We start from the raw sequence: 12,706 nt of genomic DNA, 5'->3' as shown, positions 1-12,706 counted from the left end.
GTCAGCTATTCTTGCCAGTGGGGCCGAGCATCGCCTCGGGATCGACCCAGGCGTCGAACTGCTCTTCGGTCAGGAGGCCCAGCGCCACGCCCGCTTCCTTGAGGGTCGTGCCTTCGCTGTGGGCCTTCTTCGCGATCTGGGCGGCCTTGTCGTAGCCGATGTGCGGATTGAGCGCGGTCACCAGCATCAAGGATTGTTCCATCAACTCGGCGATGCGCGCCTCGTTCGCCTCGATCCCAACGACACAGTTGCTGCGGAAGGACTCGCAGGCGTCGCCGATCAGGCGCGCGGACTGGAGCAGGTTGTAGATCAGCACCGGCTTGAAGACGTTCAGCTCGAAATGGCCGTTGGAGCCCGCCACCGTGATGGTGACGTGGTTGCCCATCACCTGCGCTGCGACCTGGGTCAGGGCCTCGCACTGGGTCGGATTGACCTTGCCCGGCATGATGGAGGAGCCGGGTTCGTTGGCGGGCAGCAGCAGCTCGCCCAGGCCCGAGCGCGGGCCGGAGCCCAGGAGCCGGATGTCGTTGGCGATCTTCATCAGCGAGGCCGCCAGGGTGTTGAGCGCGCCAGAGGTCTCGACGATGGCGTCGTGGGCGGCCAGTGCCTCGAACTTGTTGGGGGCCGTGGTGAAGCGCAGGCCCGTGATCTTCGCGACCTCCGCGGCGAAGGCCTCGTCGAAGCCCTCGCGGGCGTTGAGTCCGGTGCCCACCGCCGTCCCGCCCTGCGCCAACTGACCCAGGCGCGGCAGGCAGGCTTCGATGCGCTCGACGCCGTAGCGGACCTGCTGGGCGTAGCCGGAGAACTCCTGTCCGAGGGTCAGCGGCGTTGCGTCCATCATGTGGGTGCGGCCGATCTTCACGACCCCGGCGAAGGCCTCGGCCTTGGCGGCGAGCGCGTCGCCCAGGGCTGAGACCGCCGGCAGTGTGCCGTTGACGATCTGCCGCAGCGCTGCGATGTGCATGGCGGTCGGGAAGGTGTCGTTGGAGGACTGACCCCGGTTGCAGTGATCGTTGGGGTGGACGGGCGACTTGCCGCCCTTCTTTCCGGTCAGGATCTCGTTGGCCCGCCCGGCGATGACCTCGTTGGCGTTCATGTTGGATTGCGTGCCGGAGCCGGTCTGCCAGACGACCAGCGGGAACTCCTCCAGCAGCTTGCCCTCCGCCACCTCCAAGGCAGCCTGCTCGATCGCCCCGGCGATCTCGTCGGGCAGTTCGCCCAGGCGCTTGTTGACCCTCGCGGCGGCCAGCTTCTGGATGCCCAGCGCCTCGATCAAGGCGGGCGGCATGCGCTCTCCGCCGATCTTGAAGTTCTGGAGAGACCGCTGGGTCTGGGCGCCCCAATAGTGGGCCGCCGGGACCTCGATCTCGCCCAGTGAATCGCTTTCTTTCCGGGTCTCCCGGCTCACGCTTCCTCGGTTCATGTCAGGCCCTCGCTCGGCTGGTTGCGGGTCGATCTAGGGCGTCCGAGTCGTGATATGGGGTCTCATAGCCCCCGGAGGAAGGTGTCGATCCGCCCGCTTCAGGTCATGGTTTCCGTCGCGGACCCAAACCACGTCGATTGAGGGAGAAAGCCGATAGCCGGGTACTTCCTCCGCCGTGCCGAAGGGGTCGCGCTCGCCTTGCAGGATGAGGGCGGGGGTCTTGAGGGTTTCCAGGTGCGCCGTGCGCAGCTTCTCCGGCTTGCCCGGCGGATGGAACGGGTAGCCAAGGCAGATCAGGCCCGCGGCGCCCACCTCGTCGGCGACCAGGCTCGCCATGCGCCCGCCCATGGACTTGCCGCCCAGGACCAGCGGGCCGGGGCCCGCCGCCTCTGCCGCCTGCCGGAATGCGGCCTGAAGCTTGTCGGCGGGGTCCGGCGGCCGCTTTCGCCCCTCTTCGCGCCGCTTGACCATGTAAGGGAACTCAAAACGCAGCACGCGCCAGCCCTTTGCGCCGAGCTGCGCTGCGATCTCGGTCATGAAGGGGCTGTCCATGGGCGCGCCCGCGCCGTGCGCCAGAAGGAGCGTGAGCGGGGCCTTTTTTGGGCCGTCTTGCAGAAAAGCTGTCATGGCCGGCGAAGGGCGCTCTGGCCTCTTGGTTATTTCTTGCGGAAGGAGTCCAGGGTCACGACCTTGTCGTTGCCCTTGGCGTCCTTGCTGTCGTCCTCGACGGCCTGCTCGGCTGCGGGTCCCTTGGGCGCCGCTTCCTCGCCGTCGCCGAGACTGTCGTTGCCGGCGCCCAGGTCCTGAAGGGTGCTTTCGCCCTCCTCGTCGTCTTCGCTGCTGAACAGGGATTCGAACTGCAGGCCGAAGCGCACCGCCGGATCGGCGAAGGCGGTCACCGACTCATAGGGCACGACGAGCCGTTCCGGGCGGCCGGAGAAACTGAGCGTGATCGCGAAGTAGTCCTCGGCCACCGCAAGGTCCCAGAACTGGTGCTGGATGACGATGGTCATCTCGTCGTTGTAGCGGCTGCGCAGGGTCTCGCTGATCTCCACCCCGGGAAAGTCCGTGCGGAAAGTGATGTAGAAGTGGTGGTCGCCCGGCAGACCCTCTTCCGCCGCGACCTCCAGGGAATCGCGGACCACCGCGCGAAGCGCGCGTTCAACCATCAGGTCATAGCGAAGGATGTCTTCGTCTTCTTCGTCGGACATTGAAACCTCGATGTCCCATTCTTTAGCCGCAGCGTCCCGGCTTCCGAGACGCGATTTTTACTGGGTAGCACGTGCGGGCGGCGCTGGCGAGGGCGAAGCGGCGAAAAAGCGGACGCTGGGTTTGACGGAGATAGTAAGGTGCCGGGCTTCTGTTGCTAGGTGCCCGGCAGACCCCACCTGGCGGGGCTAGCCGCCAGGGATTGAGTTCAGGTCGTTAAGCTGCTTTACGCAGCCGCACGAGCCTCAGCAAAGTTGTCGTTGGCAACTATTGCAATGGCCCGATAACGGTGGTGCCATGCCGGGCAAAAACCGTGCCTTTCAACAGACGTCGATCCTGTTTCGCCCCCGTCGGGCGCGAGAGGCGCAAAGGCTGATCCAGCCTCGATGAAGCGCTCTCTCGCGATAAACTGGTGGAGGCGCCGGGTACTGCCCCCGGGTCCGTACTGTCTATTACACACGGCGTTTATCGCCATAGTCCCTTGCGGGACGCCTTCTATATAAGGCTCCCGAAGGCGGAACGAAAGGGTGGAGTCGCGCCAGGGGCTGCGATTGCGGGCCTTTTCCTTCAACGGCTTGGGGCAGGCACTTTCCTAGCGGCGCGGCAAAAGCTAACGTCGAAATCCACTCTGCGAGACCGGAGAGCCAGCACCAGGGGACCAGCATCAGGGGAGAGGACGCCCGCCCATGCCCATCAACGACGACCAGAAGCAGGAAATCGAAGAGCTGCGCGCCCAGCAGCAGCCGACCCGCCGCGCCGTCGTGCCGGAGCTGGAGGAGATCCTTTACGAACCGATCCCGGTGCTCGACCACGGCTTCGTGCGCGTGGTCGACTACATGGGCGACGATTCCGCCGTGGTGCAGGCCGCGCGCGTCTCCTACGGCCGTGGCACCAAGAAGGTGAGCGAGGACCGGGGCCTGATCCGCTACCTGCTGCGTCACCGCCACACCACGCCCTTCGAGATGTGCGAGATCAAGTATCACGTGAAGCTGCCGGTCTTCGTCGCCCGTCAGTGGATCCGCCACAGGACCGCGAACGTCAACGAGTACTCGGCGCGCTATTCGATCCTGGACCGCGAGTTCTATATCCCGGCGCCCGAGAACCTGGCCGCCCAGTCGCAATCGAACCGTCAGGGGCGCGGCGACGTGCTGCAAGGCGAGGAGGCGGCGGAGGCTTTGCGTCTTCTAAAAGAGGATGCGGCCGCCTGCTACGACCACTACGAACGGCTTTTGAACGAGGGGCCGGACGGCGAACCGCGCGATCCGAACCGCCAGGGCCTTGCGCGCGAACTGGCGCGCATGAACCTGCCGCTGAACATCTATACTCAATGGTACTGGAAGGCGGACCTGCACAATCTGCTGCACTTCCTCTCGCTGCGCGCCGATCCGCATGCGCAGTACGAGATCCGCGTCTACGCGGAAGCCATGCTGGAGACCCTGCGCCGCTGGGTCCCGCTGACCTACGAGGCGTTCCAGGACTACGCAACTGGCTCAGTCTCGCTCTCCAAGGGCGCGCTCGCCGTGGTCCAGCGCCTGCTGGACGGCGAAGCGGTCGATCCCGAAAGCAGCGGCCTGTCGCTGCGCGAGTGGCGCGAGCTGATGCAGTCGCTGGGACGCGAGTAGGCGCTTACTGCATCGTGATGGTGGGCGCCTTGCGCGCGCCGCCGGCTTCGATCAGGGGCGTGGCCTTTTCCCAGATGCGCTTGGCGATCGCCTGGTAGGCCTTGGCCTGCGGTGATTCCGGATCGGAGACCACGATCGGCTTGCCGCTGTCCGAAGTCTCCCGGATGGCAATGTGCAGCGGCATCTCGCCCAGGAACTCCATGCCCAGGCGCTCGGCTTCCTTCTTGGCGCCGCCGTGGCTGAAGATGTGAGACTCATGGCCGCAGTTGGGGCAGACGAAAACGCTCATGTTCTCGACGATCCCCAGCACGGGCACATCCACCTTGCGGAACATGTTGAGGCCCTTCTTCGCATCGATCAGGGCGATGTCCTGGGGCGTTGAGACGATCACGGCGCCGGTCAGAGGAACCTGCTGGGCCATGGTGAGCTGCGCATCGCCGGTGCCCGGCGGCATGTCGACGACGATCACGTCCAGCTCGCCCCATTCGACGTCGCGCAGCATCTGCTGCAAGGCCGACTGAACCATGGGGCCGCGCCAGATCATCGGCGTGTCCTCGGCCACCAGGAAGCCCATGGACATGCATTTCACGCCATAGTTCTCAAGCGGCGTCAGGACCTTTCCGTCGGGCGAGTTGGGCCGTCCGGAGATGCCCAGCATGCGCGGCTGGCTGGGGCCGTAGATGTCGGCGTCCAGCATGCCCACCTTCAGACCCTGACTGGCCAGCGCGAGGGCGAGGTTGGTGGCGGTGGTCGACTTGCCGACGCCGCCCTTGCCCGAGGCGACGGCGATGATCGAGCGCACGCCCGGCACCAGCGCCCGGGCCGCGCCTGCGCCTTGGGCCTGCTTCTGGGCAGGGCTGGGACCGCCTTCGGTCTGCTTTTGCGGCTGCTTCGGCTGCGCGCCGGAAGGGGCGCCGCCGGAGGGTTCGCCGCCAGAGGATCCGCCACTGTGCGCGGTCAGCACCGCCGTGACCGATAGGACGCCGGGAATCGCCTCCACCGCTTTCTCCGCGGATTTGCGCAGCGGCTCTAGCTGTGGGCCGCGCTTTGGGTCCACCTCGATCGCGAAGCCGACATTGCCCTCCTTGACGATCACGCCGGAGACCATTCCGGCGGAGACGATGTCCTTGCCGCTGTCAGGGTCCTGCACGCCTTTGAGCGCCTGCATGATTTGTTCTTCGCCAATTGAGGCCATCCTTGAAAACTCCGCTTGCTTGCCGATATCCCGGTGGGAAGGTTTTACCGCCGACTGTTGTGCAGTCGACGGGCCCTATATAGGGTTTCGGCCCTGGATTGTGTACCACCAGCGTGCGCCGGTTTGCGCGCACGCGCGGTTTATTAAGGAAGCGGAGAAAAAATATATGCCCTGGCAATCGCAAGGCGGTGGCGGCGGCGGCCCCTGGGGAGGCGGCGGCGGTTCTAATGGAGGCGGCCCGTGGGGCGGCGGCAGCGGCGGCGGAGACGACCGTGGCGGCGGCAACAACCCCTGGGGCGGCGGCAACCGCGGCGGTGGCCGAGGAGGCCAGCAACCCCCCGACTTCGAGGAGATCATCCGCAAGGGTCAGGATCGTGTTAAGCGCATGATCCCCGGCGGCATGGGCTCGGGCTTCCTGATCATCCTGCTGGTCGCAGGCGCGCTTTTGGTCTGGGGCGTCTCGGGTTTCTACCGGGTGCTTCCCGACCAGCAGGGCGTCGAGCTGAAGTTCGGCGAGTGGGACGGCCAGATCACGCCCCCGGGCCTGAACTGGAACCTGCCCTATCCGCTGGGCCAGACCTTCACCCCGGCGGTGGAGCGAATCAACGCCATCGAGATCGGCTTCCAACCGGCCGGCAGCGGCGTGCGCGACATCGCGGAAGAATCGCTGATGCTGACGGGCGACCAGAACATCATCGACATCGACTTCACGGTTCAGTGGCGCATCGCCAACGCGGGTGAGTATCTCTTCAACCTGCGCGACCCGGAATCGACGGTGAAGATCGCGGGCGAATCGGCCATGCGTGAGGTGATCGGTCAGACCGACATTCAGCCCGCCCTGACCGAAGCGCGTCAGGACATCGAGCAGCGCACCCGTACCCTGCTTCAGGAGTTGCTGAACGAGTATCAGGCCGGCGTGCTGGTGACCGAGGTCAAGCTGCAGAACGTGCAGCCGCCCCAGCAGGTCATCGACGCCTTCAACGATGTGCAGCGCGCCCTGCAGGACAGGGACCGCCAGCGAAACGAGGCCGAGGCTTACCGCAACGACATCCTGCCCCGCGCCCGAGGCGAGGCGCAGCGCATGCTGCAGGAGGCCGAAGCCTACCGCGAACGGGTGATCAACGAGGCTGAAGGTGAAGCCGAGCGCTTCCTGGAGGTCTACAAGTCCTTCGCCAAGGCGCCCGAGGTGACCCGCCAGCGCATCTACATCGAGACCATGCAGGAGGTGCTGACCAGCACCGACAAGGTCCTGCTGGGTGAGGGCGCGGGCGGCCAGGGCGCCGTCCAGTACCTGCCTCTCGATCAGCTGCGCAACCGGCCGAACGGCACGCGCGGCACCAACAACAACGGCGGCCTATCCGCCGGTGGCAACTAGGAAAAGGGGAGGAGAAAAGATCATGAAAGGCAAATTGCCCCTCATCCTGGGTGTGCTGATCATCATCCTGGGTTTCGTCGGCTCCAACGCGCTCTTCGTCGTGGACGAACGCCAGCAGGCCATCGTGCTGCAGTTCGGTGATCCGGTTCACACCATCACCGAGCCCGGCCTCAACGTGAAGGTTCCCTTGATCCAGAACGTGGTCTTCTACGACAAGCGGGTCTTGAACTTCGACCCGCCGGTGGAAAGCCTGATCCTGGCGGACCAGAAGCCCTTGCAGGTGGACAGCTACGTCCGCTACCGCATCACCGACCCGTTGCAGTTCTACAAGACCGTGACGACGGAAACCGGCCTGGCGCGTAACCTGGGACCCATCGTCAGTTCTTCGACCCGAAGCATCCTGGGTAACGTCAATCTGGCCAGCGTGCTCTCCGATGAGCGGACCGGCATCATGACCGACATCCGCAGCCGGGTTAACGACCAGACCGAACGCTTCGGCATCGAAGTCGTGGACGTCCGACTGCGCCGCGCCGATCTGCCCGAGGCGACCTCTCAGGCGGTCTACCAGCGCATGCAGTCCGAACGTGAACGCGAAGCGGCCGAGTTCCGCGCCCAGGGTTTCGAGGCTGGCCAGCGCATCCGCGCCGCCGCCGACCGCGAAGCCACGGTCATCCGGGCCGAGGCCAAGCGGGAAGCCGACATCACGCGCGGTGTTGGCGATGCGCGCAAGACCACGATCCTGGCCGACGCCTATAGCCGGGACGAGGATTTCTTCCGCTTCTTCCGCACCATGGAGGCCTACCGGGGCTCCGTCTCGGAATCCAACAGCTATCTGGTGCTGGATCCCGCGCAGATGGAGTTCTTCGACTTCTTTGGCCGCAGCGGCACGGTTCCGGTCGCGCCGAACAAGTGATCGCCGAGGCGATCCTGCGACAAGAAAAGCCGTGAGGCGGTCCGATGCAGGACCTCCTCACGGCCCTTGGGCTCGTCTTCGTGCTGGAGGGATTGGTCCTGGCGCTCTTCCCGCGCTACGTCGAGCGCATGACCGAGATGCTGTCGCAGATACCGCCCGACACGCGGCGCTGGATCGGCCTCCTGGCGATTGCCAGTGGGGTCGCGCTGGTCTGGGCCGTCCGGTGATCGACGCGGCGATGCCGGCCACGCCGAAAGACCGTCACAATTCCGCCTACTTGACGCCCAAGGCTGGCGGTAAGAGTTCAGGCTATGCAACAGGCTGCGTGGATGTTCGTCCTTTTTTATCCGAATCACCTGCTTGTGGATATGAGAGGGCGGCTGCTGCGCGCTTTTGACTGTTTTGCGAAGCGGCCGGTGCGGCCCATATTGGGGTATCGGCCTTTCCATGCGAAGGAGTGAACAAACCCATGTCTAGTCTTGCGGGAACCAGGGGCAGAGCCTCGCTGTTGCGGCGCCCCTTTGTGTTCATGCTGGCGGTGCTGTTGGTTCCGTTGGCTGCGGTGAAAGTGGAGGCGCGCGGCGCCCCCGACAGCTTTGCCGATCTGGCCGAGGCCTTGCTGCCGTCGGTCGTCAACATCTCCACCACCCAATCCATGCCCGAGCGCGATCAGGCCGAGAATTTCGATGAGTTCTTCAAGGACTTCTTCGAGCGGCGCGGACGCCCGGCGCCGGAACAGCCCCGCCGCGCGCCCTCCGCGCTCGGCTCCGGCTTCATCATCGATTCCAGCGGTTATGTGGTGACCAACAACCACGTCATCGAAGGCGCCGACGAGATCAAGGTCATCCTGCAGGACGACCGCAGCTACGACGCCGAGTTGATCGGCACCGACGACAAGACCGATCTGGCGCTTTTGAAGATCGAGCCGGACGAGGAACTGCCCGCGGTCGGTTGGGGCGATTCCGACGCCATGCGCATCGGTGACTGGGTGCTTGCGATCGGCAACCCCTTCGGTCTCGGCGGGACGGTCACGGCGGGCATCATCTCCGCGCGTGCCCGCGACATCAACGCCGGACCCTACGACGACTTCATCCAGTCCGACGCCTCCATCAACCGCGGTAACTCCGGCGGTCCCATGTTCAACATGGAAGGTGAGGTGATCGGCGTGAACACCGCGATTTTCTCGCCCTCGGGCGGGTCTGTCGGCATCGGTTTTGCGATCCCCTCCCAGCTGGCCCGCAACGTGATCGCGCAGCTGCGTGACAGCGGCGAGGTCAAGCGGGGCTGGTTGGGCGTGCGCATCCAGTCGGTCACCGACGAGCTGGCCGAGGGCCTGGGGCTCGACGAGGCCAAGGGCGCCCTGGTCGCCTCCGTCACGCCGGACGGCCCGGCTGAGAACGCCGGGATCAAGCAGGGCGACGTCATCATCGAGTTCGATGGTCGCGAGGTCCCCGACATGCGCCGTCTGCCGCGCATGGTGGCCGAGACCCGCATCGGCAAGGCGGTGTCGGTCGAGGTCTGGCGCAACAAGAGCGAGCGGGTCGAACTGGAAGTCACGCTCGGCGAACTGCCCGACGACGAGCAACTGGCGTCCCTGACCCAGGAAGCACCGGAGGCCGGCGATGCCGGTTCGGTAGAGGAGCTGGGCCTAACGCTTTCCACAATCACCCCGGACCTTCGCGAGAAGTTCGGCATCACCGACGATGTCGAAGGCGTCGTGGTGACCGAGGTGGAGCCTTCGGGCAATGCCGCCGAGAAAGGTCTTCAGCTCGGTGATGTGATCATCGAGGTCGACCAGGATCCGGTCTCCACGCCGGGCGAGGTCGCCCAGCGCGTCACTCAGTCCAAGAACGAAGGCTACAGGGTCGTCACCCTGCTCGTGATCCGCAACGGCGATCCGAGCTGGGTCGCGGTGCGCCTGTCCGAGTAAGCGGCGGCGGCTACACCCGGGCCTTGAGAAAATGCGGCGCCCGCTCCTCACCAAAAGGCGCGGGCGCCGTTTTCTTTGTTCTCAGCTGTCGTAGGAAATCAGGGTGTCGATAGGGATATCCAGCTTGTCCCTTCCGTTCAGGAAGGTCAGCTCGATGATGCAGGCAGCGCCCCGAAGGTCGGCTCCGACGCCCCGCAGAAGCTTGCCGGCCGCGGCCATGGTGCCGCCGGTCGCCAGCAGATCGTCGAGCAGGACCACCCGGTCGCCCTCGGCGATCGCGCCCTCCTGAATCTCGATGGTGTCCTGGCCGTATTCCAGGTCATAGGTGTAGGGCACCGTCTTGCCCGGCAGCTTGCCCTTCTTGCGCAGCATCACGAAACCGAGGCCCATGTGGAGCGCCAGCGGGGCGGCGACCAGGAAGCCGCGCGACTCGATCCCGGCCAGGACCTGCGGTTTATGGCGCGCGATCCGGTCGGCCATCTGCTCGACCGTCGTGCGCCAGGCCGCCGGATGGGCCAACAGGGGAGAGATGTCGTAGAAGAGGATGCCGGGCTTGGGGAAGTCCGGGATCGGGGCGATGTGGTCTTTCAGGTTCATGGCTTCCCGCGCTTCTTGTTTTCGGTGATCGGCTTCTCCCGGAGGGGATGGCCCGCGGGGTGAGACTAAACAGGGCTTGCTCTTGATACAATCGCGCAGGGGTCTAAGCTGACCCGGCACGCGGCGCCGAGAGCCCCGTGAATTCTAAAGGGAGCATCCCATGACCGACAGCAGCCAGTCCTTCGTGTTTCACCGCCACTCGCGGGCAAGCTATCCCACGGCGGTCGCCGGTGACGGCCCCTACGTCATCGATTCAGAGGGCAAGCGCTATCTGGACGCATCGGGCGGCGCCGCCGTTTCCTGTCTGGGCCACAGCCGCAAGGACGTGGTGGAGGCGATCAAGGGCCAGCTCGATAAGCTGCCCTACGCGCACACCTCCTTCTTCACGAACGAACCCTCCGAAGAGCTGGCAGCGACCTTGATCAAGAAGGCGCCCGGCCGCCTCTCCAAGGTCTATTTCCTGTCCGGCGGGTCCGAAGCGAACGAGACCGCGCTGAAGGTGGCGCGCCAGTATGTGGTCGAAAAGGGCGAGCCCGAACGGCGTTTCTTCATCGCCCGCAATCAGAGCTACCACGGCAACACCCTGGGCGCGCTGGCCGTTGGCGGCAATCCCGGGCGGCGCGCGCTGTTCCAGCCGCTTCTGATCGACACCACCCACATCGACCCCTGCTACAGCTACCGCTACAAGCAGGAGGGCGAGAGCGAGGAGGACTATGGCCGCCGCTCCGCCGACGAGCTGGAGGCGGCGATCCTGCGACTGGGCGCGGAGAACGTGATCGGTTTCGTGGCCGAGACGGTGGTGGGCGCCACCCTTGGGGCGGTGCCGCCCGCGCCCGGCTACTTCAAGCGCATCCGGGAGATCTGCGACAAGTACGGCGTGCTGCTGATCCTGGACGAGGTGATGTGCGGCATGGGCAGGACAGGCACGCTCTACGCCTGCGAGCAGGACGGCATCGCGCCCGACATCCTGACCTGCGCCAAGGGCCTGGGCGCTGGCTATCAGGCCATCGGCGCCTGTCTGGTCAGCGACTTCATCTTCGACACCATCCGGGAGGGCAGCGGCTTCTTCCATCACGGCTTCACCTACATCGGCCACCCGACCGCCTGCGCGGGCGGCCTGGCCGTGCAGCGCGCCATCGAGAAGGACGGCCTTCTGGAGAAGGTCTCCAAGAACGGTGAGGTGCTGCGCGCGAAGCTGGACGCGGCCTTCGGACAGCGCCCCTACATCGGGGATATCCGGGGCCGGGGCTACTTCCTCGGGCTGGAACTCGTGGCCGAGCGCGAGAGCAAGAAGCCTTTCGATCCCGGCTTGAAGTTGAATGCGCGAATCAAGGCCAAGGCCATGCAACGCGGGCTCATGTGCTATCCCAACGGCGGCACGGTCGACGGCCTGTCAGGCGATCATGTTCTGCTCGCCCCGCCCTTCATCTGGGAGGAGGAGCAGATGGACGAGCTTATCGAAAAGCTGTCGGGGGCGATGGAAGACGCCTTCTCCGAGGCGGGAGTGAGCGCCTGATGTCCTTCGAGGAACCCCTGATCCTGACGGTCGCGCCAAACGGCGCGCGCAAAACGAAGAACGATCATCCGGCACTGCCCATCGCACCGGCGGAACTGGCCGCCGAGGCCGAGGCCTGCCGGAACGCCGGTGCGGCGATGATCCATCTGCACGTGCGCGACGACAAGGAGGGGCACAGCCTCGACGCCGGGCGCTACGGCGAAGCCATTGATGCGATCCGGGAGCGGGTCGGCGACGGCATCATCATCCAGATGACCACCGAGGCGGTGGGTATCTACACGCCCGAAGAACAGATGGCCGCTGTGCGCGCGGTCGAGCCCGAGGCCGCCAGCCTCGCGGTGCGCGAGCTGTTCAGCGATCCCGCCCTGGAGCAGGAGGCTTCGCGCTTCTGCCACGAGCTGGCCGAGCGCGGCTGCATGGCCCAGTACATCGTCTATTCCGACGAGGATCTGGCAAACTTCGACAGGCTGGTCGAGCGGGGTCTGCTGCCGCGCGGCGAGCATTTCATGCTCTTCGTCCTGGGGCGCTACACGGCCGGGCAGAAGTCCGACCCCACCGACCTGCTGCCCTTCGTCAACCGCAACATCAAGGGCCACCGCTGGGCGGTCTGCGCCTTCGGCGCGAAGGAGGCGGCCTGTGGCGGGGCTGCGCTCTGCCTCGGCGGACACGTGCGTGTCGGGTTCGAGAACAACCTTCTGCTGGGCGACGGCTCCCAGGCGCCCAGCAACGCCGCGCTGGTGGGACAGGCGACTGCCGCGGCGAAAGCGGTCGGCAGGCCGCTCGCCAACGCCATCAAGGCCCGCGCGATTCTACGCGGCGAGGGCTGAGGGCGGCGTGCTTCGTGAGACTTGAGCGCCATCGCCCGTCATGGCCCGATTTCGATTTTGGGCTAGAAACAAAGGAATAGATGGGCTTGAATGCTCCCA

General features: G+C 65.6%; 12 protein-coding genes and 1 other RNA gene. 7 read left to right on the top strand and 6 right to left on the bottom strand.

What is annotated here, in order from left to right; translation table 11 throughout:
- Window position 1: 1 nt before the first annotated feature.
- The 4 genes from fumC to ssrA all read right to left on the bottom strand — a co-directional run bounded on the left by fumC (window position 2) and on the right by ssrA (window position 3,161).
- A complete protein-coding gene (fumC, locus tag P8X75_08465; GenBank protein ID MEJ1995234.1) occupies window positions 2-1,423 on the bottom strand; it encodes a class II fumarate hydratase in 1,422 nt (473 codons plus the stop codon).
- Window positions 1,424-1,456: 33 nt separating this feature from the next.
- Window positions 1,457-2,050: an alpha/beta fold hydrolase gene (locus tag P8X75_08460; GenBank protein MEJ1995233.1), complete on the bottom strand. Its 594-nt coding sequence runs from the start codon at window positions 2,048-2,050 to the stop codon at window positions 1,457-1,459.
- A gap of 29 nt (window positions 2,051-2,079) precedes the next feature.
- On the bottom strand, window positions 2,080-2,634 hold the full coding sequence (locus P8X75_08455) for a ClpXP protease specificity-enhancing factor SspB (protein ID MEJ1995232.1): 555 nt from the start codon (window positions 2,632-2,634) through the stop codon (window positions 2,080-2,082).
- A gap of 137 nt (window positions 2,635-2,771) precedes the next feature.
- Window positions 2,772-3,161, bottom strand: a transfer-messenger RNA (tmRNA) gene (gene ssrA / locus P8X75_08450).
- A gap of 157 nt (window positions 3,162-3,318) precedes the next feature.
- Between ssrA and thyX the strand changes: the two genes are divergently transcribed.
- Complete coding sequence (thyX, locus tag P8X75_08445) at window positions 3,319-4,254, top strand: FAD-dependent thymidylate synthase (GenBank protein ID MEJ1995231.1); 936 nt, start codon at window positions 3,319-3,321, stop codon at window positions 4,252-4,254.
- A gap of 4 nt (window positions 4,255-4,258) precedes the next feature.
- On the opposite strand, the gene apbC is transcribed toward thyX, so the two are convergent.
- Window positions 4,259-5,449 carry an iron-sulfur cluster carrier protein ApbC gene (apbC, locus tag P8X75_08440; protein MEJ1995230.1) on the bottom strand — a complete coding sequence of 397 codons (1,191 nt, stop codon included), beginning with the start codon at window positions 5,447-5,449 and terminating at the stop codon, window positions 4,259-4,261.
- Between the two features lie 166 nt (window positions 5,450-5,615).
- Here apbC and hflK point away from each other — a divergent pair, with 166 nt between their 5' ends.
- The 4 genes from hflK to P8X75_08420 all read left to right on the top strand — a co-directional run bounded on the left by hflK (window position 5,616) and on the right by P8X75_08420 (window position 9,667).
- The gene (gene hflK / locus P8X75_08435; protein MEJ1995229.1) at window positions 5,616-6,824 is read left to right on the top strand and encodes an FtsH protease activity modulator HflK; all 1,209 of its coding nucleotides are present in this window, start codon (window positions 5,616-5,618) and stop codon (window positions 6,822-6,824) included.
- Between the two features lie 22 nt (window positions 6,825-6,846).
- Window positions 6,847-7,737, top strand: a complete 891-nt coding sequence (locus tag P8X75_08430) for a protease modulator HflC (protein MEJ1995228.1) — start codon at window positions 6,847-6,849, stop codon at window positions 7,735-7,737.
- 44 nt (window positions 7,738-7,781) lie between these two features.
- Window positions 7,782-7,964: a DUF2065 domain-containing protein gene (locus tag P8X75_08425; GenBank protein ID MEJ1995227.1), complete on the top strand. Its 183-nt coding sequence runs from the start codon at window positions 7,782-7,784 to the stop codon at window positions 7,962-7,964.
- A gap of 242 nt (window positions 7,965-8,206) precedes the next feature.
- Window positions 8,207-9,667: a DegQ family serine endoprotease gene (locus P8X75_08420; protein ID MEJ1995226.1), complete on the top strand. Its 1,461-nt coding sequence runs from the start codon at window positions 8,207-8,209 to the stop codon at window positions 9,665-9,667.
- Between the two features lie 81 nt (window positions 9,668-9,748).
- Here the strand turns inward: P8X75_08420 and P8X75_08415 are convergent, their stop codons facing one another.
- Window positions 9,749-10,264: an adenine phosphoribosyltransferase gene (locus tag P8X75_08415; protein ID MEJ1995225.1), complete on the bottom strand. Its 516-nt coding sequence runs from the start codon at window positions 10,262-10,264 to the stop codon at window positions 9,749-9,751.
- Between the two features lie 160 nt (window positions 10,265-10,424).
- Here P8X75_08415 and P8X75_08410 point away from each other — a divergent pair, with 160 nt between their 5' ends.
- Entirely contained in the window at window positions 10,425-11,780 is a 1,356-nt protein-coding gene (locus P8X75_08410; GenBank protein ID MEJ1995224.1) for an aspartate aminotransferase family protein, read from the top strand.
- Window positions 11,780-12,607: a 3-keto-5-aminohexanoate cleavage protein gene (locus P8X75_08405; GenBank protein MEJ1995223.1), complete on the top strand. Its 828-nt coding sequence runs from the start codon at window positions 11,780-11,782 to the stop codon at window positions 12,605-12,607. The genes P8X75_08410 and P8X75_08405 overlap by 1 nt, the downstream gene beginning before the upstream one ends.
- Window positions 12,608-12,706: the final 99 nt, after the last annotated feature.

It is taken from the genome of Limibacillus sp. (genome assembly GCA_037379885.1).
Taxonomy (GTDB): Bacteria; Pseudomonadota; Alphaproteobacteria; order Kiloniellales; family CECT-8803; genus JARRJC01.
Note: the sequence above shows the minus strand (reverse complement) of the source record. Positions and strands in the feature narration are given on the sequence as shown.